Source organism: Rhizobium sp. BK098, from assembly GCF_014193155.1.
Lineage (GTDB): Bacteria > Pseudomonadota > Alphaproteobacteria > Rhizobiales > Rhizobiaceae > Rhizobium.
This window is the reverse complement of sequence record NZ_JACHYY010000006.1, coordinates 323210-343197: the sequence shown is the minus strand read 5'-3', so window position 1 is coordinate 343197 and position 19988 is coordinate 323210. Positions and strand designations below refer to the sequence as shown.

Here is a 19988-nt window from a genome sequence, read left to right as displayed (position 1 = left end):
TCAACTTAGGAGTTTGAAAAAGCCCGCAATTCAGGCAATTTGCATGTTCGGCCACTCCCTTGAGGATGCTTCAATTTTCTTTTCGGTCCCAAAATAACATCGGCCTTTATGGCCGATGTCGTCGCTTGGGCGGAAGAGGCGGCCCATTTGTCATATATTCGTCATCGCCAATGCGGCATCCGAATACCGCTTTCCAGTGACGGTCTCGGGCGTGATGATATCACCGAGTTCCTTCACCTCCTGTGCTGAAAGAACGATATCGGCAGCCGCGGCGTTCTGCTCGAGATGATGCAGCTTGCGGGCGCCGGGGATCGGCACGATGTCGTCACCCTGGTGCAGCACCCATGCGAGCGCCAGTTGTGCCGCGGTGACACCCTTTTCTTCGGCCAGTGCCTGAAGTTTTGCGACAAGCGCCGCGTTGGCATCGAAATTCTCGCTCTGGAAACGCGGAAGCGAGCGGCGGAAATCGTCGGCGGCGAGATCGTCCGCCTTTTGGATCGCACCGGTCAGGAAGCCGCGGCCGAGCGGGCTGTAGGGCACGAAGCCGATGCCGAGTTCGTGGCAGGTGGCAAGCACTTCTTCTTCCGGATCGCGGCTCCAAAGCGAATATTCGCTCTGCACGGCGGCGATCGGATGCACCGCATGGGCGCGGCGGATGGTGGCGGAGCCTGCTTCGGAAAGGCCGAGTGCGCGCACCTTGCCCTCCCGCACCAGCTCGGCCATGGCGCCGACCGTATCTTCGATCGGCACATTCGGATCGACGCGATGCTGGTAGTAGAGGTCGATGACATCGGTGCCAAGTCGCTTGAGGGAGGCTTCGGCAACTTCCTTGACATGCTCGGGCCGGCTATCGACGCCGATCATGGCGGCGGGGCCCGATTTCGTGTGATCGAGCTTGAAGCCAAATTTGGTGGCGATGACAACGCGGTCGCGCACAGGCTTCAGTGCCCGGCCGAGCAGCTCCTCGTTGGTAAATGGGCCATAGGTTTCGGCGGTGTCGAAAAAGGTAACGCCGAGATCGACAGCGCGATGGAGCGTCTTGACGGATTCGGCTTCGTCAGCGGCGCCATAGGCAAAGCTCATGCCCATGCAGCCAAGTCCAACGGCAGAAACGGTGAGATCCTTGCCAAGCCTGCGGATTTTCATGGTGTGTTCCTCTTGAGACGTATGGGAGCGGCAGGGTTTGTGTCCCCTGCCTACGAGCCCAAGGTAGGGCTCTGGATAATGAATGAAAATCCATGCAAATTCTTACAGGCTGTTCTATAATTTAGATCAATGAACCGGACACAGCTCTCCCAACTCGCGGTTTTTGCCGCCGTCGCCGCCCATCGCAGCTTCCGCGCTGCCGGCAAGGAACTGTCGATCGCGCCGTCTGCGGTCAGCCATGCCGTGTCCAGCCTCGAGGAAAGCCTCGGCGTGCGGCTGCTTGCACGCACCACGCGCAGCGTATTGCCGACCGAGGAAGGTCAGGCGCTGCTTCAAAGGCTGGCGCCGGCTCTGGAGGAAATCGATATTGCATTGGAGGATACGCTTGCGACCCGTGGCCGCCCGGCGGGGACGCTGCGCATCACTGCCCCGCGCTTTGCTTCCGATCTTCTCATGGCGCCAAGGCTGGGTGACTTCCTCAATACCTACCCGGACATCACACTGGAGATCGCCAACGAGGACGGCTTCAGCAATATCGTCAAGGAGGGCTATGATGCCGGCATCCGGCTGGCGGAGAGCATCGAAGGCGACATGATCGCGGTCAAGGTCTCGCCTGACATCCGCACCGTCATCGCCGGGTCGCCGGCCTATTTCGAGAAAAATCCGAAGCCTCTGCATCCCCGCGACCTCGTTCATCACCGCTGCATCAAGCGGCGATTTACCGATGGCTCGATCTATCGCTGGGAATTCGAGAAGGATGGCCACGAGCTCGTCGTTGCCGTCGATGGCCCACTGATCGTCATCGAGGATAGGCTCGGGGTTCTGGCGGCCGTCAACGGTGCCGGCCTTGCTTATCTGTTCGATATCCGCGTGCAGCAGGAACTGGCCGAGGGCAAACTCGTCCGCGTACTCGAGGATTGGTGCCCGCCCTATCCCGGCTTCTGCATCTATTATCCGAGCCGCCGCCAGATGCGCCCGGCGCTCAGGGCCTTCATCGACTTCTTCAAATATACGGGACCGTGAGGGGCGGCGGCGGGGACCGGTCCGCCGCCCCATCCTTGGGGGCAGGCAAGCGATGTCAGGCGGCGGCCTTCTGATTGGCTGCGGTCATCGCCAGCTTCGAGAGGTTCTTGTCGGCATTTCCCTCTTCCTGCAGCGTCTGGTCGAGCAGTTCGACGACCTTCTTCTGGCCGAGCGTGTTCGCCCAGGTGCGCAACGTTCCGTAGCGGGCGATCTCATAGTGCTCGACGGCCTGCGCCGCCGATATCAATCCGGCATCGAGAGCCGGCGTTCCCTTGAATTCCTCGATGATCTCCTCGCCTTCGGCAATGATCCCCTGGATGGCTTCGCAGGTCTTGCCCTGGGCGCGCTTGCCGATCAGGTCGAAGATCTGCTGCAGGCGTTCGACATGGCCTTCGGTTTCCTGCAGATGCTTTTCGAAGCCGGCCTTCAGATCCGGCGATTGTGCCTCGCGCGCCATCTTGGGCAATGCCCGCACGATCTGCCTTTCGGCATAGTAGATGTCTTTCAGCGTGTCGTAGAAAAGATCTTCCAGCGTTTTTTCCTTCGGCATTGTTTCTCTCCATATTCGGGAACCCGATTTTCAAGGGCTTGCCGCAGTCAGCGGCCCTTACGAAAGTCGGCGCGGGTCGAATTGTTCCCGTTGCTGACGGATTCGGGTGGCGATCCGGTTTAAAGTCGGCTGAAATGCAGCGATGGCGAGGAGGCTTTTCAAGCGATGAGAAAACCGGGATCGATGAAGGGGCTTGAGGATCTCGGCCGCGTCAGGCTATCGAAGAACTTCTTCTTTCGCGATTTCCTGCATTCGGAAATATCAGATTTCTATCGCATCCCCAATATTCCGGAGGATCCCGATCTGGCAATCGAGGCCGGACGCCATCTTTGCGGGGAATTGCTGGAGCCGCTGGAGGCGACCTTTGGCCGGCTACATATCCGCTCGGGCTATCGCTCGCCGGAGGTCAATGCCTTCGGCAACCGGAACGGGCTGAACTGCTCGACCAATCCCCATACCGCCGCGCACCACATCTGGGATATGCGCGATCTCGACGGCTGCATGGGGGCGGCCGTCTGCATCGTCGTGCCCTGGCTGATCGATCACCATAGCCACGAAGGCGATTGGCAGAAACTCGCCTGGTGGATCCACGATCATCTGCCCTACGCCTCGCTCTGCTTCTTCCCGAAGCTCTGGGCCTTCAACATCCAGTGGCACGAGCGGCCCAAGCGAACCATCCAGAGCTATGTCAGCCCACGTGGCATGCTGACCAAGCCAGGCATGGCCAACTGGGAGGGCGACCATTCCGCCCATTATGAGGGCTTTCCCAAACTTAGAAGCTGATGCGATAGCGAATATGCCCGTCGCTCTTAACGTAGCTGTCATAGAGCTTGCGGGCGGTCGCATTTCCTTCTTCTGTGTGCCAGTAAAGCCGTGCCCAGCCGTTTTTCTTGCACAGCGCGACGAGATCGTCGAGCAGCGCCCGGCCGACGCCGTGGCCCCTGGCACTTTCATCGACGAACAGGTCTTCCAGATAGCAATCGGGTGCGCGCACCCATGTGCCTTCATGCGTGAGGCTGAGGGTAAAGCCCTTTACCTCGCCATCGACTTCGGCCACGCGCATGAAGATCGCCGACGCCGGATCGAAGACCCGGCGCCACGTCGCATCGGTGATGTCGGGCGCGACGGTGACGCCGTAGAAGGCCAGATAGCCGTTCCATAGCGCGCGCCAGCGCGCTTCATCGTCGGGTCTGGCGTCTCGGATCGTCACGGTCATTGGCTTGTCTCTCTTATTCGCCGGCTGCGTCGAGCAGGCGCATGGCGTCATCGGAAAGCGAAAGCTTCGCCGAATTGATGAGCGCGTCTAGCTGGCTGAGGCTGGTCGCACTGGCGATCGGGGCGGTAACGCCACGCTTGCGCAAGAGCCAGGCAAGCGCGATCTCGGCGGGCTTCGCGCCGGTTTCGGCCGTGACCTTGTCGAGCGCTGCGAGAATCCGCAGGCCCTTGTCGTCGAGATAGGCGGCAACCCGGTTCTCGCGTGCCCGTCCCTCCGTATCCGCCTTGGTGCGGTACTTGCCGGTCAGGAAGCCGGCCGCGAGGCTGAAATAGGTGATGACGCCGATGTCTTCCCTGACGCAAAGATCCGCCAGCGGCCCCTCGAAGCTGTCGCGGGCGTAGAGGTTATATTCGGGCTGGAGCACGTCGTAGCGCGGCAGGCCGGCCTTGGCGGCAGCATCGAGCGAAGCCTGGAGCTGCGTCGCGTCGAGGTTCGAGCAGCCGACATGGCGGATCTTGCCCTGTTCCTTCAGCTTGGCATAGGCGGCAAGCGATTCCTCATGCGGCGTCTCGGGATCCGGCCAGTGCGAGAGATAAAGGTCGATGTGATCGGTCTGCAGCCGCTTCAGCGAGGCTTCCGCCGCCTCGATGATGTAGTCGGCCGCCCCATCTCCGATCCGACCTTGGTGATGATGATGGCCTTGTCGCGCGAAACGCGGCTCTGCTTCAACCACTTGCCGATAATCTCTTCGGAATCGCCGCCCTTATTGCCGGGAACCCAGCGGGAATAGACATCGGCCGTGTCGATCGTGTTGAAGCCGGCATCGAAGAAGGCGTCGAGCAGTGCGTAGGAGGTTTTCTCATCGGCCGTCCAGCCGAAGACATTTCCGCCGAAAACAATGGGGGCGACAAACAGATCGGTTCGTCCAAGCTTGCGCATGTCCATGATATCACTCCAAATCACTTGAGGGGCAGCTCGGCGAGCAGGCGCCGGCGCGAAGGGACAGCGCAGGCTAACGACCTTTGCCGACAAAGACCACTAACGATTTCTTTATTTATGGGCGAAAGACACTTAGCCGAACAGCGTTGCGCCCGTTGCGACCGCCGCTTAAGGTCAGCGCCGCTGCTGCGGCGTCGAGTCGCCAGCTCTGATTTTCGATTTTACCGGTTCCTGTGGCGCGGCCAGCGTCTGGAATGCGATGCTTAAGGAGAGAGATCATGCTGCGTTTCGGAATTCTGTCGACGGCCAAGATCGGTCGCGATCTGGTGGTGCCGGCCATCCAGGATGCGGAAAACTGCGTCGTGACTGCCATTGCCAGCCGCGATCTCGCCCGTGCCCGCCAGATGGCCGACCGCTTCTCCGTGCCGCATGCTTTTGGCTCCTATGAAGAGATGCTCGCCTCCGACACGATCGACGCCGTCTATATCCCGTTGCCGACTTCCCAGCACGTCGAATGGACGATCAAGGCTGCCGATGCTGGCAAGCACGTGCTCTGCGAAAAGCCGATCGCCCTCAAGGCGGATGAAATCGACAGCCTGATCGCCGCGCGCGACCGCAACAAGGTGCTGGTGACGGAAGCCTATATGGTTACCTATGCACCGGTCTGGAGGAAAGTTCGCTCGCTGCTCGCCGATGGCGCCATTGGCCGCCTGCGCCACATCCAGGGCGCCTTCACCTATTTCAACCGCGATGCCGGCAATATGCGCAATATCCCTGCGCTCGGCGGCGGCGGCCTGCCCGACATCGGCGTCTATCCGACGATCAGCACCCGTTTCGTCACCGGTCGCGAACCCCTGCGCATTCAGGCAGTCACTGAGCGCGACCCGGAATTCGGCACCGACATCTATTCCAGCGTCAAAGCGGATTTCGGCGACTTCGAACTGAGTTTCTACATCTCAACGCAGATGGCGAACCGTCAGGTCATGGTCTTCCACGGCACTGAGGGTTTCATCGAGGTGAAGTCGCCCTTCAATGGCGATCGCTATGGTGCCGAAGAGCTGGAGCTGACCAATCGCGGTCATTCGGAATCGAAGATTTTCCGTTTCCCCGACAGCCGCCAGTACAGGCGCGAGGCTGAAGCTTTCGCCTCTGCCGCGCTTGGTCAAGGCGCCGAGGTCGTGTCGCTGGAAAGCTCGAAGCTCAACCAGAAGGTCATCGACGCCATCTACCGCGCCAGCGAGAAGGACGGCTGGGAACCGGTCTGAGGGTTTCCTTATTTTCTGACGTAATTCCGGACGGAAAACCGCTGGACACTTTTCCTGGAATTGCTTCAGGAATTTTGCCGGTGGCGGAAGACGAAGCGCGAATAGCCGAAGAAGCTGAATGCCGTTGCCGCCGCCGATGCCAGCGTCAGCGCGATGATCGGCCGCAATGACGGCTCGGTCATCAGCAGCGAGCTGAAGAGGGTGTAGTTCAGCAGAGCCGAGGTCAGCCCGACCGAACCGTAGCGGAAGCCCTCCGCCGCAAGCGAGCGGTCGGAGCGGCCGAAGGTGAAGTTGCGGTTGAGTACCCAAGTGGCAAGCAGCGCGCTCGGGATCGATATGGCGCGGCCGACGAAGGGGCCGAAGGGCGTGAACCAGAGCAACAGATGCAGCACGCCGGCATCGACCACGAAGCCGACACCGCCGGCGATCAGGAAGCGAAAGAGCTTCTTCATGCAGCCTTGGCCCTTTTCTTCCGGCTTCCCGGCTTGTCGATCTCAGCCATGTAAACCGTCCTGTCATCTTCGCTTTCGCGCGAGGAGGGCCTGGGCAGGCTCATATAGTGAATGCGCAACTGTTCGGCGCGGGCGCGCGCCACGGAATCGAGGATGATACCGGCTGTGAACAGCATGAAGGCGATCATTGTCAGCGCCAGGGAGAGCATCCAACTCGGCATGCGCAAGACCTGTCCGGTTTCGAAATATTCGATGAAGACCGGAATGGAGAAACCAATGCTGAGCTCCATCGCAACGGCGCTCAGGATGCCGAAAAAGGCGAAAGGCCGCGTTTCCTTCATCAGCATCGCAAACATCCAGAGGATCTTGCCACCGTCGCGGAAGGTGGAAAGCTTCGAATGCGAGCCTTCCGGCCGCCGACCGTAATCGAGTTCCAGTTCGCTGACGGGCAGCTTCAGCCTGGAGGCATGAACCGACATTTCCGTCTCGATCTCGAAACCGCCAGACACGGCAGGAAAGCTCTTGACGAAGCGGCGCGAGAAGCAGCGGTAGCCGGAAAATATATCGGTGAAATCGGCGCCGAAGATGCTGCGATAGAGCCAGTTGAAAATGCGGTTGCCGAAGGCATGGCCCTGCCGGCCTGCGTCGTTTCGAACGTTGCGACGGGTGCCGACCACCATGTCGGATCCCTCGGTCAGCAACGTGCGGATCAGCTCTTCTCCGTCTTCGGGCGCATAGGTGCCGTCGCCATCGGCCATCAGATAGATGTCAGCTTCGATATCGGCGAACATGCGGCGCACCACATGTCCCTTGCCTTGCCGGCGCTCGCGCACGACGGTCGCGCCGGCCAGCATGGCATGCAACGCGGTGCCGTCTGTCGAATTATTGTCATAGACGTAGATCACAGCCTGCGGCAGCGCCTTGCGGAAACCGCGCACGACCTCGCCGATCGTTGCGGCTTCATTGTAGCAGGGCAGGAGGACGGCGATATTCAGCTTCTCATTCGACATGGTCTTGGCCGGTTGCTGCGTGTGAAGTCAAGTCGAGGCCCGATTGACGATCCGGGCGAGAGCTTATCCCGCTGGCTGTTAATAAGACCCTATGACTGCCCAATAAAAAAGGCGGGATACCGTGCGAAAAACATTATCGTGATAAAAGCGGCTGTAGGCAGCGGCTTTACTTTTTTTTGATCGGCAACCGTTAGCGTATCGCCCCGACTATCCTTCCAACATGAGGTTCATCGAGATGGCGCAAACGCTGGCAATGCCGCCCGAGGCAACCGGAACGGCAGAGAAGAAGGCACCCCTGCGCTGGTCTCATCCTGCTCTCGCTGCGCTCGTCTATGCCGCCATCGTCATCGTCGCGCAGCTCATCATTCATCGCAACCTCGCAGACTATGTCGGGCCTGATAATGACGACGCCATGCGCCTTGTCGAAGTGCGGGATTTTCTCGCCGGCCAGGGCTGGTTCGACATGATGCAGTACCGTCTCGGCCTTGCGGGCGGGACACTGATGCACTGGTCGCGCTTCATCGATCTGCCGATCGCAAGCCTCATCCTCTTCTTCCGGATGTTCCTTTCACCGGAAGGCGCCGAGGCGGCCGCGCTGACGGTATGGCCCCTCATGCTCGTCCTGCCGTTGATGTTCTTCATGGGTCTTGCAGGTCGGCGCATCGCCGGCGTGGAGGGCATGCACTTCTCGCTGATCCTAACTGCGCTGTTCGTCCTGCTTTCGCCGCGTTTCGTGCCAGGGTCCATCGATCACGACAATGTTCAGCTCGGCCTCGTCGCGCTTACCGTCGCAATGCTCGTCGACGAAAACTATCGCCCTCGCAATTTCGCCATTGCTGCTATCGCCCTTGCCATCCAGCTGGGTATCGGCGCGGAGACAACGCCCTTTGTCGCCGTCGCCTGCATGTCGGTTGCCTGTTTGTGGGCCTGGAAAGGCGAGATATTTGCACCCGCTGCCAAGGCCTTTGCCCTGACCCTGACGATCGCCGTCAGCGCCGCCTTCTTCTCGCTGGTGCCGCCGCGTCTTTACTCGATGGTCACATGCGACAATCTCTCGCTCGGCTTTTACGGCATCACCAGCGCAGGCTGCGTCGGGCTTCTCCTGTCGTCCATTTTTACCAGCCGTCTCTCCCGGCCCTGGCGCATTGCAATTCTCGCGGTCAATGGCGCATTCGTGTTTGCGATAACCGTCGCACTTGCTCCGCAATGCCTGCGCAATCCGCTTTCCGATCTGGACCCCATGCTGGTGGATTTCTGGCTCAGCAGGGTGACCGAGGCACAATCGATTATCTCCGTGGCCCACCGTCAGCCGGATACGCTCGGCGTCTTCTACGCAACGGGTCTTCTGGCGATGCTCGTCTGCGCCTTTCGTATCCTGCGAGGCACCCGGCCGAGCCTCCACGCAATGCTGATGGCGCTGATCGCGATTAATTGGGTGATCACGCTGGTGCAGGTACGCGGCACAGAATTCGCCAATCTCCTGGCCATACCGCCACTGGCATTGATGATCGCCGAATTGCGAAAAAACTACATGGCCGATCCCAGAAATCTGCGTGCGATCCTGCTCTATGCGGGGACGTTATTAGCCTCTGTCCCAGCCGTTTGGGCCGTGGGCGGCGCGCTTGCAAGCAAGGGGGTCGTCAATGGTCTTATGGTCGCGGCGCCAGTTAAGGCGGAGGAGACTGCCAACTGTATATCCCAGCAGGCCCTGCGACCGATCGCGGGTCTTGCGCCGGGGGTGGTCGCGGCGGCCTCCAACCTGGGAGCGCCGCTTCTGCGCTTCACCCCCCATCGCACCCTCTCCGGTCCCTATCATCGCGATCCTGATGGAATGATGGCCGAGCTGCTTATTGGCCTTGCGGAGCCGCAACAGGCAGAAGCGCTTTTGCGTGAGGCAAAGGTGACGATTGTCGCCTTCTGCAAGGGAGATCCGCAGGTAGAGCTGGTGAGTGAGCGGGCGCCGAAGGGGCTTTATGCGCAGCTGAGCGCCGGGCATGTCCCGGCTTATCTGGAGCCGATTGCGGCGCCGGCGGAATCGGATGTGCAGTTCTTCCGTGTCACGCCGCAGAATTGAGCTGAAGCCGTTCAGCTCTGCGCGGAATCTCCAAACCACGCCATTACGAGCGGGAAGCCGCAGAATACTCTTTGATATTGTGTCTAAGCCCGGCGCTGTTCCAGCATATCGGCGGTCATGAGATAGCCGATAAAGCCGAGATTGTAGCCGCCGAGCGCGATAAACAATATCGTCAGCGGCGGCGGAACGATCGATATCGCAACGGCCGCCATGAAGGCGATGCTCACCAATGCCACGCCGAGCAGGGCGCCGATCGTCGAGCGCTGCAGGCCGGCGGCAATTCCGATGATCGTGGCGGTCACGAATATCATCGCTCCATATCCTTTTTACTAAGAACCAGTTTGCACAGGTTTACGCGCGGATGGCTAAGAAAGGCTTTGTCGGTAAGGTTAACGCTTGATGAAGCAATACGCTCCACGCCCTTTGTGGGACATGTAAAGGAGGCGGCAGTACCTCAAGTATGCGCACAATCCTGTCGTTCGATCGATTCAAACTTAAGCGGTATGCGCAAGGCTCCGCATTTTCCGCGACATCGGCTAGAAAGAGGACATGAGCAGCTTTTTTGAGAATGATTCGCCCTCGAACCTGACGGAATACTCCGTCTCGGAACTATCTGGATCGATCAAGCGCACGGTCGAGAATGCGTTCGACCAGGTGCGTGTGCGCGGTGAAATTTCCGGCTATCGCGGTCCCCATTCCTCGGGCCATGCCTATTTCGCGCTGAAGGATGATCGCTCGCGGATCGATGCGGTGATCTGGAAAGGCACATTTTCCAAGCTGAAATTCCGCCCTGAAGAGGGAATGGAAGTCATTGCAACAGGCAAGGTGACGACTTTCCCGGGCTCGTCGAAATACCAGATCGTCATCGAAACCTTGGAGCCTGCCGGGGCAGGCGCATTGATGGCATTGCTGGAGGAGCGCAAGCGCAAGCTCGGTGCCGAAGGCCTCTTCGATCCCGAGCGTAAGCGCAGGCTTCCTTTCATGCCCAAGGTGATCGGCGTCGTGACGTCGCCGACCGGCGCCGTCATTCGCGATATCCTGCATCGCATCTCCGATCGTTTTCCCGTGCACGTCCTCGTCTGGCCGGTGAAGGTGCAGGGCGACGGCTCCGGCGATGAAGTGGCCAACGCCATACGCGGCTTCAACGAGTTTGCGCCTGGCGGCCCGATCCCGCGCCCCGATGTGCTGATTGTCGCGCGCGGCGGCGGCAGCCTCGAGGATCTCTGGAGTTTTAACGACGAGGCTGTGGTGCGCGCCGCAGCCGCGAGTGAGATCCCGCTGATCTCGGCTGTCGGCCACGAGACAGACTGGACCTTGATCGACTATGCCGCCGACGTGCGCGCCCCGACGCCGACAGGTGCGGCGGAAATGGCCGTGCCTGTTCGGGCCGAATTGGAGGCGCAACTCGCAAGCCTTGCAGCCCGGCTGCAGGGGGGGATGACGAGACAGATGGATCAACGGCGGCAGGCCGTTCGCGCGCTGCTGCGCGCCTTGCCTTCCCTCGACCAGATCCTCGCTTTGCCGCGCCGGCGCTTCGACGAAGCGGCCGCCGGCCTTGGCCGCGGGCTGGAGCTGAACACGCTCAACAAGCGCCGCTCCTTCGAGCGCACGGCGTCGCATCTCCGACCCGATATTCTGTCGAATCGGATCGCCGAGCGCCGCCAGCAATTGGGCGAACGGATGACTCGGGCCGAGCGGACCATCGAGCGCATGCTCGACCGGTCGCGTGCCCGCATCGAGCGAGCCGATGCCGTCTTTGCCACTTTGCCATCGCGCCTCGAAGCGCAGACGGGCAGGGCGCGTGATCGCCTCGGCAATCTCGTCCGTCACGCCGATACGGCCATCCGTCATCAGCTGACCCGCGCCCGCAGCGAACTTACGGCGCAGGAGCGCATCCTGCAGTCGCTCTCCTACAAGAATGTTCTGAAGCGCGGCTATGCCGTTGTGCGCGACGAGGATGACCGCCCGGTTTCGCTGGCGGCAGCACTTTCGGTGGGTGCGGCCATTTCGATCGAATTCGCGGATGGCCGGATCGGTGCGGTCACCGGCGACGATGCCACGCCGCCTTCGTCTTCATCCACGTCATCAGGCGCTACGCCTGCGAAGAAGCGGGCAACCAAACCGGCAGAACCTGCCACTCCACCGAAGCAGGGAAGCCTCTTCTGATGCGCATCCTGCTGGTGCTGGCTCATCCCCTGGAGGATAGTTTTGCCGCCGCTGTGGCCAAGCTTGCGCAGGAAACGCTCGTTGCTCGCGGTCACCAGGTCGATCTGCTCGATCTCTATCGCGAAGGCTTCGACCCATGTCTATCCGAAGCCGAGCGGCGCGGCTATTTCGACCAGCCCTATGATACCTCTGGCGTCGATGCCATGGTCGCACGGCTGCAGGCGGCGGAGGGACTGATCCTCGTCTTTCCGCAATGGTGGTTCAATTTCCCGGCGATCCTCAAGGGCTTCTTCGATCGCGCCTTTGCGCCCGGTGTTGCCTTCACCCACGATGCCGCCGGCGGGCGTATCGTGCCGAAGCTCACCAATATCCGCCTGTTCTGGGCGCTGACGACGACTGGCTCGCCCTGGTGGATCGTGCATTTCTATATGGGCAATCCGGTGCGGCGCCTATTGAAGCGCGGCATAGCTGCCTTCTGCGCCAAGCGGCTGAATTTTCGTATGCTGGCGCTGCATGACATGGACCGCGTGACCGATGCCGGGCGCAAGGCGCATCTCGAACGCGTGAAGCGAGCGCTGGCGACGATCTGATCTCACGATTTCCAAAAAAATATGCCGCGGCAGGAATACCGCGGCATGATCGCATTCGAATATCCGAACTTGGTTATGCCCATTCGCCCTTGCGCATGACGGGCACACGCGAGCCATCGGCATTGATGCCGTCGATATCGACCTTGTCGGAGCCGATCATCCAGTCGATGTGGATCAGGCTGGAATTGCCGCCCTGCGCCTTGATCTGCTCCTGGCTGAGCTTGGCGCCGTCGATGAAGCACTTGGAATAGCACTGGCCGAGCGCAATGTGGCAAGAGGCATTTTCGTCGAAGAGGGTGTTGTAGAACAGGATACCGCTCGCCGAGATTGGCGAGGAATGCGGCACCAGCGCCACTTCGCCGAGCCGGCGGGCGCCTTCGTCGGTGTCGAGCACCTTGTTCAGCACTTCCTCGCCGCGCGTTGCCTTGGCCTCGATGATCCGCCCGCCTTCGAAGCGGACCTGGATATTGTCGATGAGCGTGCCCTGATGCGACAGCGGCTTGGTGGAGGAAACATGGCCTTCGACGCGCAGCGCATGCGGCGTGGTGAAGACCTCTTCCGTCGGGATGTTCGGGTTGCAGGTGATGCCGTTCTTGGCGGTGGAAGCGCCGCCGTGCCATTCATGGCCGTCTGCCAGACCGACTGTCAGATCGGTGCCCGGTCCCTGGAAATGCAGGGCGGAAAAACGCTGGCCGTTCATCCAGGCCGAGCGCTTGTGCAGATTGGCATTGTGCTCGGCCCAGGCCGCGATCGGATCTTCGACATCGACGCGCGAGGCGGAAAAAATCGCCTTGGCGAGCTTGGCGACTGCGATTGCCTCCGGGTCGTTCGGGAAAACCAGTTTTGCCCAGGACGGGTTCGGGTAGGAGACGATGTTCCAGTTGGTGTCGAAGTTCGAGATCTTTTCGAGCGCCGGCTTATAGGCGGCCGAGTTGGCGCGGTTGGCACGCGCGACCTTGTTGGGGTCCTGGTTAGACAGGAGCATCGGATTGTCGCCGGCAATCGCGAGGCGTGCCGTATTGTTGGAGAAGGCCTTGGCCATGCCTTCATAGAGCCATGTGGCGGCGCGGTCGAAGCTGGCATCATGGCCGTATTCATAGCGCACGAGCGTGGTCTCTTCGTCGGAGTAGAAGGTCGAGACGAGGCCGGCGCCGGCCTTGTAGGCTTCGCGCGTGATCAGCCGAACCAGCGGCATCGCCGCGACCGGCGCTGTCATCAGCAGATCCTGGCCTGCCTGCAGCTGCAACCCGACCCTTACGGCTACTTCCGCAAGCTTTTCCAGCTTGGCGTGATCGACGGGATGATGGTTGGGGATGGCTAACGTCATGACAAAACCTGCTTGGCTGATCTCGAAGATGGTCTGAAGACTTAGACCGGTTTGCGGCGAAATTGAAGGCGCTTTGTCCGATCTTGCAGATCGTCAGGCAATCAGGGAAGCAGCCTTGGCTTTGAGAGTGGTCAAGGCATCCTGCGGACTGAGGCGCACCTGCAGCCCGCGCTGGCCGCCGTTGATATAGACGTACGCTTCGGTCATAGCCTGCGCCTCTACGGCGGTCGGCACAAGCTTCTTCTGGCCGAAGGGGCTGATGCCGCCGACATGATAGCCCGTCAGGCGCTCGGCATCTGCAGGCTTCATCATACTGGCCGATTTGCCACCGAAGGCCGCTGCGAGCTTCTTCATGCTGACTTCGTGGTCGGAGGGCACGACGGCGCAGACCGGCTTGCCGTCCACCTCAGCCATCAGTGTCTTCAGCACGCGATGCGGCTCTTCTCCAAGCGCCTCCGCCGCCTGCAGGCCGACACGCTCCGCATTCGGATCGTAGTCATAGGCATGCACGGTGAAGGCAACCTTCGCCTGGGTCAGCACTTGCGTGGCGCGGGTGGTTTTGGACATGGGAAACCGATATATTCTGCAGTGAAACTTATCCGCGTTCGGAGTGAGCTTGATCCAGCTTTTCTAGAATTTCGATACCGCGAGTTTTGTCACCCTTGGCCGCTCTGAGCCGAAATCGCGTCTCCGCATCGAACTCCGTGAGCGCTTTTGTCGTCAGTTCTTCGAAAAGCTTGTTGAGGCTCGTGCCGCGGGATGCAGCGAGGGCTTTCAGCCGTTCGTGCTGGTCGCTTGGAAGACGAATGGTCAGCGTGCTCATATCAAGACTTCCTCCTAATAAGGAACTCACCTGCTGTAAGAATTTCCAGCTGCGGAAATAGCAATTCTGCTTGGGCTAAATCTTTCTTATTTGCTGTTATCAATGCCGAAGCGCCGCCACCAACCGCGAGTTCGATTAAATGATTGTCTCCTTCGTCGCGCAAGTTTGGACGCCATAAATAATATATGGGGACCCACAGGCAGCTTGAAAGGAACGCATCGAGAAGAGCTGTGCGTTCTTCTTTCGATATGAATCGATCATCGAAAAGGGCATCTCTTCCGCAAACGTCCTCGTATTCCGCAAACAAGGCATTGCTGATCAGTGGAACCAGATGATCTTCAAGACACAGGCGGATGACCTGTCGCGGCGCGCCATCGGCATTCATGATCGCGGAAACGAAGATGTTCGTGTCGATGACAACTTTCATTGAAAAGTGATAGCATATACGCTATCACTTTAAAAGGGCGTCACGGCCGGTCAGGCCTTGAAGAAGTCTGCATAAATATCCGGCTTGAATCCCACCAGCAACTTTCCGTCCGCTTCCAGCACCGGGCGCTTGATCATCGAGGGCTGCGCCATCATCAGCGCAATGGCCTTGTCCTTCGAAAGATCGGCGCGGTCCGTTTCCGGCAGTGCCTTGAAGGTCGTGCCGGCGCGGTTGAGCACGACTTCCCAACCGGCTTCCTTCGTCCAGCGCTCCAGATGATCTCGGTCGATGCCGGCTGTCTTGTAGTCGTGGAAATCATAGGAGATGCCATGGCCCTCGAGCCAGGTCCGGGCCTTCTTCATCGTGTCGCAGTTCTTGATGCCGTAAATGGTGATCGTCATGTCGAATCCGTCTTTTGCTGTCTGATAGCGCATACCATGCGAACAACGGCGGATGAAAGCCGATCTCGGGGCGAAGCCGTTCTCTCTTCCGTTGCAGTCGCCACACATCATCCTGTAAATATGCAGTGTGCATATTTATGGCGCGGGTTGGAGCATGGCGACGGACAAGGAAATATTGCGGCTGGAGAATCTTTTCGGCGCCATGAGCCTCGCTCTCGTGGACAAGATGGAAAAGGCCTTCACGGATGAAACCGGCCTCGGCCCGAGCGCAATCGCCGCCATCGTTCAAATCGGCACTGAGCCTCGCCTGACAATCGAGACCTTGCGTCGAATGATCGCGCTCTCCCATTCCGCCACCGTGCGCCTCGTCGACCAGTTGGTCGCGTCCGATCTCGTCCTGCGGGCCGGCGGTGTCGACGGCGATAAGCGCGCTCGCTCGCTGCAGCTGACAAAAAAAGGCCACCTGCTTTTTGACAGAAGCCTCTTCGCCCGCCGGGCCGTCATCCATCGGGCTTTTGGCGTTCTCAATTCGGAGGAGACGGCTGAGTTCGGCCGCTTGGTCGAAAAGCTGCTGCCGGCCTTGGTCGATCTCGGCGATGACCAGGACGTGGTCTGCCGCGTTTGCGATCAGGGCGCCTGTGACCAGGATCGCTGCCCGATTGCCTTCATGACATAGGCGCGGGTAGGGTCTTGACATTTTTATCATATATATGCACACTGCATACATATATCTCGAAAGGCGATGGTTCCCGCCTTCGATGATCTGAACATTGCCTGCATCAATTCGATCGGAGGCATGATCGTGATGGAAAATCGTTCAATTCTTGCCCGGCTAATGGGTATCTGTCGTGCTGCTCTTGCAAGCACATCATATCGCGTGGGTCGCTTCGGCATTCTTCTACGGGAATCGGCAGCGATCGCCTTCACCATGCGCTGCAAGGTGATCGATCGCCGCTAAGAAAAATCAATCCTCAAGTGTTCCCGGCTTGCGGGCGACGGAACTCGGCTTATCAGCGCCGATCTTCATAAGATCGCCGCGCCGGCGCACCAGCCGGTCCGATACGCGGGTGACGATCAGACCTGCTTGCGGCGCGCGGACGTCGATGGTCCCGTTCTCCATGCCCGGCGTGGTGATGATGGTCGCGAGCAGATCGCCCTCTTGGACGCGCTCGCCGATATTGCGATGGAAGAGCACGGTGCCTGCCTTTGGCGCGCGGATCATCTCGACATTGTCGAGCGGCACGGCCGGGCCATCGAATGCAGGAAGTGCAACGCTGTCATCACGGACTGCGCCGCGCGCGGCCAGGAAGCGCCAGAGCCCTTCGGCATCGTTCTTTGCCATCTCGGGATAGACATCGCGGGTGCCGCGCAACTCGACCGTCACAGAGAGCTTGCCCAGCAGCCTTGCCTTCTTTTCCCCCGGCACTTCGTATTTCCAGGCGAAGCTGACGGCCTCCTCGAAGGCTGAGCTTTCGCCATCCGACAGCAGCACGGCATCCATCTTCAGCGCCGCGGCAAGATCGGCGGCTTCGGGCCAGAATGCCTCGTCGATATAGGCATATTGCAGGGATTCGTCATCGCAATGCAGGTCGATCACCAGATCGGCACCAAGCGCCATATGGATCAGCTGGCGCTTCAGCCGGTCGACGGCGGGGTAGCGTTCCAGATTTTCGATGAGGAGATCGCGGTCGCGCAGCGAGATCAGCGGAAAGTCACGGTTGAAGTTGGTGCGCGAGCCCAAGTCGAAGCGCCCTTGCATCTCGCCGAAATGCGATTGCGCCGCGCCGATCGGATTGGCATGCGGCACCACGACGATATCGCTGAGGATCGCGCCTTCGGCTTCCGCTTTCCGAAGCCGCTCGCAGAGGAAATGCACCAAGGCCGTGCCCGGCAGCTCGCCGGCATGCAATGCGGCCTGAATGTAGATCTTCGGGGTATCCGTCTTGTTGCCGGAAAAATGCAGGACGGGCAGCCGCCAGGCGATCCCCGGAGTGTCGCCTTCGATGACGATTTCGGTGATGTTCATGGGCGCGCCTCCTGCTGATGATAATCAGAGACCCATATCAAGCCCTGCAGGCGGTCCGCAACCGTTTGTCGCCACATGCCAGAATCAGGATCGGGGACAAACAGCGCCAAAACAGCTTTCAGCGGCTGCCATTCCTGCGCAGGCAGAAGCTCAGGAGCAGGCTGAGCAGCACCGCACCAACACCGAAGGAGAAGGGTGCCGCATAGCCGAGATGATCCGCGAACAGGCCGGCGATCGGGCCGGTCGAACCGAGCGACACGTCGAGAAAGATCGAATAAAGCCCGAGCGCGACGCCGCGATTCTGCGGCGGGATGCGCTCCATGGCCTCGTTGCCAAGTGCGGGAAAGACGGGCGCGAAGCCGGCTCCGGCAAGAGCCGCGCCGATGATGGCAACGGTCGGAGATGGCGCAAAGGCAAGCGCAGCCAGGCCGACGATCTCGATGACAAGGGAAATACGCACCAGCGGCAGGCCGCCGAAGCGTGCGACTGCCTGGGCAAGACCCAGTCGCACGCCCATGAAGGCAAGGCCGAAAGCGCTGAGCGCAAAGGAGGCGCCGTCCCAGCCGCGGCTATGGAAGAATAGCGCGACGAAGGCCATGACGACGCCGAAGCCGCTCGAGGCAAGCGCAAGCGCGACGCCGTACGGTGCAACGCGGCTCAGCACCTGGCCCGTGCCGATGCCCTTTTCCTTGACGCCGGGGACCGGCGGCCGCGTTTGCGCTAGCATGAAGCCGGCAACCGCAAGGATGATGGTGACGACGCCGATGGCGAAGAAGCCGTATTGCCCCTGCAGCCAGGCGCCGAGCGGGGCGGCGAGCGCAATGCCGCCGTAGGTGGCAATACCATTCCAGGAGATGATGCGCACGGTTTCCCGCGATCCCATCAGGCCGATCGCCCAGGTGATCGCCGCCGTGCTCACCCAGCTCTCGCCGATGCCGAGCGCCAGCCGGCCCGCAAGCAGAAGAGCAAGGCTTGCCGCCGGGACTTGGATCGTAAAAGTGGAAGCGATGGTGAGTGCGCCCGACAGACCATAGGCCAGGAAGCCCAGGAAGACCGAACGGCGCGGCCCGTATTGATCGCAGAGCCGGCCGACATGGGCGCGGCTGACGATGGTCGCCACATATTGCGTGCTGACGGCGATGCCGGCCCAAACAACGCCGAAGCCGAGGCTGCTGTCGACATAGGTCGGCAGAACCGCAAGCGGCAATCCGATGGCAAGGTAGCCGAAGAATGTCAGCGCGACGATCGAGATGAGAGACAGGGTCGAGGTGGACCGGATGGTCTGGGAAGCAGTGTTCACGGGATATCGCCTGCGGGCACCGGCAGCGGTGTCCATGCTGTTTGCCACGAAGGAAGCGGATTCGGATCGGATAGCAGTGACGGCGAAGGCCCGAGGGCCGTGCGTCGCCATGGGTAATGGCTATCAGGCAACAGCAGGCGAGGTCAACGAATTGCTGCCTTGCAGCAAAGCCCATTGACGGGATGAATTGATTGTGCCTGGACGATTGTCCATGGGGCGTGCCAGCGGTGTAAACCCATTCTTCCCGAAGGAAGAATGGGCAGAAGGCATCACATCGTTAGTATGACGCTGGCTGTCGTTCTTCCTGCTTCGAGGTCGACATGGGCTCGGGCGGCATCCTTCAGCTCGTATTCCGCGCCGATCGGGTTGACGAGCCCGGCCTGCAGTGCGGCTATAAGCGCCGTGGCGCCTTCGCGGTAGAGTTCGGGATCGTTGGCATAAGCCAACACGCTCGGACGCGACAGGCCGATCACGCGGGGCGCGGTCAGCTCCTCTATGTTGATCGGCGGAATGGCGCCGCTGACCTGCCCGAGGCTGGCGACCATGCCGAAGGGGCGCACCGCAGCAAGCGTCTGTGACAACATGGTCCCGCCGATCCCGTCGACGGCAAGATGGACGCCACGGCCATCGGCGATGCGGCGCGTTTCCTCGACCCAATCCCCGGATGTATGCAGGAGAACTGCGTCCGCACCTGCTTCATGGGCGATGCCGACTTTGGCTTCGGATCCCACGGTAGCGATGACCTTCGCGCCAATCTTCTTGGCAAGGCGTGTGACGAGTTGGCCGAGCCCGCCGGCTCCCGCGTGCACCAGCACCCACTCGCCCGCCTTCACGGGATAGGTCTTTTGCAGCACCATCTGCGCCGTCAGTCCGCGCAGCATCGTGCTGCCGGCAACGCGTTCGCTGACACCATCGGGTAATTTCACCAACCGGCTTGCAGGCAGCGTGCGCATCTCGGCATAGCTGCCGATCGGATGACCGATATAGGCGACACGGTCGCCGACCTTCAGATCGCCGACATCGGCACCGAGCGCTTCGATAATGCCTGCACCCTCAAAGCCCAACACATTGTTGCCGGGTTGCAGCGGGTAAAGCCCGGAACGGACATAAATGTCGACGAAATTGACGCCGGAGATGCTTTGGCGGATCAGCGCCTCGCCGGGGCCGGGTTCGGTAGCTGGGAGATCGACGGCTTTCAGGACTTCAGGGCCGCCGGGGCTGGTAATGGCAATCGCTAGGGGCATGGGGAAATC

At 60.5% G+C, this 19988-nt stretch carries 22 protein-coding genes and 1 pseudogene; 8 read left to right on the top strand and 15 right to left on the bottom strand.

Going from position 1 to position 19988, the window contains the following annotated elements; genetic code table 11:
• Nucleotides 1–150 precede the first annotated feature (150 nt).
• Complete coding sequence (locus FHT73_RS18155; protein WP_183713554.1) at nucleotides 151–1146, bottom strand: aldo/keto reductase; 996 nt, start codon at nucleotides 1144–1146, stop codon at nucleotides 151–153.
• A gap of 129 nt (nucleotides 1147–1275) precedes the next feature.
• Here FHT73_RS18155 and FHT73_RS18150 point away from each other — a divergent pair, with 129 nt between their 5' ends.
• Entirely contained in the window at nucleotides 1276–2169 is an 894-nt protein-coding gene (locus tag FHT73_RS18150) for a LysR family transcriptional regulator (RefSeq protein ID WP_183713552.1), read from the top strand.
• Nucleotides 2170–2224: 55 nt separating this feature from the next.
• Here the strand turns inward: FHT73_RS18150 and FHT73_RS18145 are convergent, their stop codons facing one another.
• Entirely contained in the window at nucleotides 2225–2719 is a 495-nt protein-coding gene (locus FHT73_RS18145) for a ferritin-like domain-containing protein (protein WP_112336778.1), read from the bottom strand.
• A 165-nt stretch (nucleotides 2720–2884) separates the two neighbouring features.
• On the opposite strand from FHT73_RS18145, the gene FHT73_RS18140 reads away from it, so the two are divergent.
• Nucleotides 2885–3502 (top strand): hypothetical protein, encoded by a 618-nt coding sequence (locus FHT73_RS18140; protein WP_183713549.1) that lies wholly within the window; start codon nucleotides 2885–2887, stop codon nucleotides 3500–3502.
• On the opposite strand, the gene FHT73_RS18135 is transcribed toward FHT73_RS18140, so the two are convergent.
• Together FHT73_RS18135 and FHT73_RS18130 are read right to left on the bottom strand one after the other, a co-directional pair.
• Nucleotides 3492–3935 (bottom strand): GNAT family N-acetyltransferase, encoded by a 444-nt coding sequence (locus FHT73_RS18135; protein ID WP_112609235.1) that lies wholly within the window; start codon nucleotides 3933–3935, stop codon nucleotides 3492–3494. The genes FHT73_RS18140 and FHT73_RS18135 overlap by 11 nt on opposite strands.
• A 13-nt stretch (nucleotides 3936–3948) precedes the next feature.
• Nucleotides 3949–4880 (bottom strand): annotated as a pseudogene (locus FHT73_RS18130) (aldo/keto reductase).
• 272 nt (nucleotides 4881–5152) lie between these two features.
• Between FHT73_RS18130 and FHT73_RS18125 the strand changes: the two are divergent.
• Entirely contained in the window at nucleotides 5153–6139 is a 987-nt protein-coding gene (locus FHT73_RS18125) for a Gfo/Idh/MocA family oxidoreductase (protein WP_183713545.1), read from the top strand.
• A gap of 65 nt (nucleotides 6140–6204) precedes the next feature.
• Here FHT73_RS18125 and FHT73_RS18120 read toward each other — a convergent pair whose 3' ends face one another.
• Nucleotides 6205–6591 (bottom strand): GtrA family protein, encoded by a 387-nt coding sequence (locus FHT73_RS18120; protein WP_183713542.1) that lies wholly within the window; start codon nucleotides 6589–6591, stop codon nucleotides 6205–6207.
• Nucleotides 6588–7601 carry a glycosyltransferase gene (locus tag FHT73_RS18115; RefSeq protein ID WP_183713540.1) on the bottom strand — a complete coding sequence of 338 codons (1014 nt, stop codon included), beginning with the start codon at nucleotides 7599–7601 and terminating at the stop codon, nucleotides 6588–6590. The genes FHT73_RS18120 and FHT73_RS18115 overlap by 4 nt, the downstream gene beginning before the upstream one ends.
• 220 nt (nucleotides 7602–7821) lie before the next feature.
• Between FHT73_RS18115 and FHT73_RS18110 the strand changes: the two genes are divergently transcribed.
• Nucleotides 7822–9675 (top strand): hypothetical protein, encoded by a 1854-nt coding sequence (locus FHT73_RS18110; protein WP_246778830.1) that lies wholly within the window; start codon nucleotides 7822–7824, stop codon nucleotides 9673–9675.
• Between the two features lie 83 nt (nucleotides 9676–9758).
• Here FHT73_RS18110 and FHT73_RS18105 read toward each other — a convergent pair whose 3' ends face one another.
• Nucleotides 9759–9986, bottom strand: a complete 228-nt coding sequence (locus FHT73_RS18105) for a homogentisate export protein (RefSeq protein WP_112409757.1) — start codon at nucleotides 9984–9986, stop codon at nucleotides 9759–9761.
• Nucleotides 9987–10224: 238 nt separating this feature from the next.
• Between FHT73_RS18105 and xseA the strand changes: the two genes are divergently transcribed.
• Together xseA and FHT73_RS18095 are read left to right on the top strand one after the other, a co-directional pair.
• Entirely contained in the window at nucleotides 10225–11841 is a 1617-nt protein-coding gene (xseA, locus tag FHT73_RS18100) for an exodeoxyribonuclease VII large subunit (protein ID WP_183713534.1), read from the top strand.
• Complete coding sequence (locus FHT73_RS18095; RefSeq protein ID WP_183713531.1) at nucleotides 11841–12431, top strand: NAD(P)H-dependent oxidoreductase; 591 nt, start codon at nucleotides 11841–11843, stop codon at nucleotides 12429–12431. The genes xseA and FHT73_RS18095 overlap by 1 nt, the downstream gene beginning before the upstream one ends.
• Before the next feature lie 73 nt (nucleotides 12432–12504).
• On the opposite strand, the gene FHT73_RS18090 is transcribed toward FHT73_RS18095, so the two are convergent.
• From FHT73_RS18090 to FHT73_RS18070, 5 genes are all read right to left on the bottom strand, one after another.
• Nucleotides 12505–13758 (bottom strand): aminopeptidase, encoded by a 1254-nt coding sequence (locus tag FHT73_RS18090; RefSeq protein ID WP_183713528.1) that lies wholly within the window; start codon nucleotides 13756–13758, stop codon nucleotides 12505–12507.
• Between the two features lie 93 nt (nucleotides 13759–13851).
• Nucleotides 13852–14325 (bottom strand): Cys-tRNA(Pro) deacylase, encoded by a 474-nt coding sequence (gene ybaK, locus FHT73_RS18085; protein WP_183713526.1) that lies wholly within the window; start codon nucleotides 14323–14325, stop codon nucleotides 13852–13854.
• A gap of 28 nt (nucleotides 14326–14353) precedes the next feature.
• Nucleotides 14354–14581, bottom strand: a complete 228-nt coding sequence (locus FHT73_RS18080; RefSeq protein WP_183713523.1) for a toxin-antitoxin system HicB family antitoxin — start codon at nucleotides 14579–14581, stop codon at nucleotides 14354–14356.
• Between the two features lies 1 nt (nucleotide 14582).
• A complete protein-coding gene (locus FHT73_RS18075) occupies nucleotides 14583–15008 on the bottom strand; it encodes a putative toxin-antitoxin system toxin component, PIN family (RefSeq protein ID WP_183713519.1) in 426 nt (141 codons plus the stop codon).
• Between the two features lie 50 nt (nucleotides 15009–15058).
• Nucleotides 15059–15409, bottom strand: coding sequence for an ArsC family reductase (locus FHT73_RS18070; RefSeq protein WP_183713516.1), 351 nt, complete (start codon nucleotides 15407–15409; stop codon nucleotides 15059–15061).
• Between the two features lie 154 nt (nucleotides 15410–15563).
• Here FHT73_RS18070 and FHT73_RS18065 point away from each other — a divergent pair, with 154 nt between their 5' ends.
• Both FHT73_RS18065 and FHT73_RS18060 read left to right on the top strand, forming a co-directional pair.
• The gene (locus tag FHT73_RS18065; RefSeq protein WP_183713513.1) at nucleotides 15564–16085 is read left to right on the top strand and encodes a MarR family transcriptional regulator; all 522 of its coding nucleotides are present in this window, start codon (nucleotides 15564–15566) and stop codon (nucleotides 16083–16085) included.
• Between the two features lie 129 nt (nucleotides 16086–16214).
• A complete protein-coding gene (locus FHT73_RS18060; protein WP_183713510.1) occupies nucleotides 16215–16367 on the top strand; it encodes a hypothetical protein in 153 nt (50 codons plus the stop codon).
• 6 nt (nucleotides 16368–16373) lie between these two features.
• On the opposite strand, the gene FHT73_RS18055 is transcribed toward FHT73_RS18060, so the two are convergent.
• The 3 genes from FHT73_RS18055 to FHT73_RS18045 all read right to left on the bottom strand — a co-directional run bounded on the left by FHT73_RS18055 (nucleotide 16374) and on the right by FHT73_RS18045 (nucleotide 19979).
• Nucleotides 16374–17435 (bottom strand): succinylglutamate desuccinylase/aspartoacylase family protein, encoded by a 1062-nt coding sequence (locus tag FHT73_RS18055; RefSeq protein ID WP_183713507.1) that lies wholly within the window; start codon nucleotides 17433–17435, stop codon nucleotides 16374–16376.
• Nucleotides 17436–17553: 118 nt separating this feature from the next.
• Nucleotides 17554–18735, bottom strand: a complete 1182-nt coding sequence (locus tag FHT73_RS18050; protein WP_183713504.1) for an MFS transporter — start codon at nucleotides 18733–18735, stop codon at nucleotides 17554–17556.
• A 269-nt stretch (nucleotides 18736–19004) separates the two neighbouring features.
• Nucleotides 19005–19979: a quinone oxidoreductase gene (locus FHT73_RS18045; RefSeq protein ID WP_183713501.1), complete on the bottom strand. Its 975-nt coding sequence runs from the start codon at nucleotides 19977–19979 to the stop codon at nucleotides 19005–19007.
• Between the last annotated feature and the right edge of the window lie 9 nt (nucleotides 19980–19988).

Coding starts and splice junctions, on each gene's coding strand:
- FHT73_RS18135 (WP_112609235.1), bottom strand. CDS start 3,935: ATGACCGTGACGATCCGAGACGCCAGACCCGACGATGAAGCGCGCTGG.
- FHT73_RS18055 (WP_183713507.1), bottom strand. CDS start 17,435: ATGAACATCACCGAAATCGTCATCGAAGGCGACACTCCGGGGATCGCC.
- FHT73_RS18115 (WP_183713540.1), bottom strand. CDS start 7,601: ATGTCGAATGAGAAGCTGAATATCGCCGTCCTCCTGCCCTGCTACAAT.
- FHT73_RS18080 (WP_183713523.1), bottom strand. CDS start 14,581: ATGAGCACGCTGACCATTCGTCTTCCAAGCGACCAGCACGAACGGCTG.
- ybaK (WP_183713526.1), bottom strand. CDS start 14,325: ATGTCCAAAACCACCCGCGCCACGCAAGTGCTGACCCAGGCGAAGGTT.
- FHT73_RS18065 (WP_183713513.1), top strand. CDS start 15,564: ATGGCGACGGACAAGGAAATATTGCGGCTGGAGAATCTTTTCGGCGCC.
- xseA (WP_183713534.1), top strand. CDS start 10,225: ATGAGCAGCTTTTTTGAGAATGATTCGCCCTCGAACCTGACGGAATAC.
- FHT73_RS18070 (WP_183713516.1), bottom strand. CDS start 15,409: ATGACGATCACCATTTACGGCATCAAGAACTGCGACACGATGAAGAAG.
- FHT73_RS18150 (WP_183713552.1), top strand. CDS start 1,276: ATGAACCGGACACAGCTCTCCCAACTCGCGGTTTTTGCCGCCGTCGCC.
- FHT73_RS18105 (WP_112409757.1), bottom strand. CDS start 9,986: ATGATATTCGTGACCGCCACGATCATCGGAATTGCCGCCGGCCTGCAG.
- FHT73_RS18155 (WP_183713554.1), bottom strand. CDS start 1,146: ATGAAAATCCGCAGGCTTGGCAAGGATCTCACCGTTTCTGCCGTTGGA.
- FHT73_RS18095 (WP_183713531.1), top strand. CDS start 11,841: ATGCGCATCCTGCTGGTGCTGGCTCATCCCCTGGAGGATAGTTTTGCC.
- FHT73_RS18075 (WP_183713519.1), bottom strand. CDS start 15,008: ATGAAAGTTGTCATCGACACGAACATCTTCGTTTCCGCGATCATGAAT.
- FHT73_RS18045 (WP_183713501.1), bottom strand. CDS start 19,979: ATGCCCCTAGCGATTGCCATTACCAGCCCCGGCGGCCCTGAAGTCCTG.
- FHT73_RS18090 (WP_183713528.1), bottom strand. CDS start 13,758: ATGACGTTAGCCATCCCCAACCATCATCCCGTCGATCACGCCAAGCTG.
- FHT73_RS18110 (WP_246778830.1), top strand. CDS start 7,822: ATGAGGTTCATCGAGATGGCGCAAACGCTGGCAATGCCGCCCGAGGCA.
- FHT73_RS18140 (WP_183713549.1), top strand. CDS start 2,885: ATGAGAAAACCGGGATCGATGAAGGGGCTTGAGGATCTCGGCCGCGTC.
- FHT73_RS18125 (WP_183713545.1), top strand. CDS start 5,153: ATGCTGCGTTTCGGAATTCTGTCGACGGCCAAGATCGGTCGCGATCTG.
- FHT73_RS18060 (WP_183713510.1), top strand. CDS start 16,215: ATGGAAAATCGTTCAATTCTTGCCCGGCTAATGGGTATCTGTCGTGCT.
- FHT73_RS18120 (WP_183713542.1), bottom strand. CDS start 6,591: ATGAAGAAGCTCTTTCGCTTCCTGATCGCCGGCGGTGTCGGCTTCGTG.
- FHT73_RS18145 (WP_112336778.1), bottom strand. CDS start 2,719: ATGCCGAAGGAAAAAACGCTGGAAGATCTTTTCTACGACACGCTGAAA.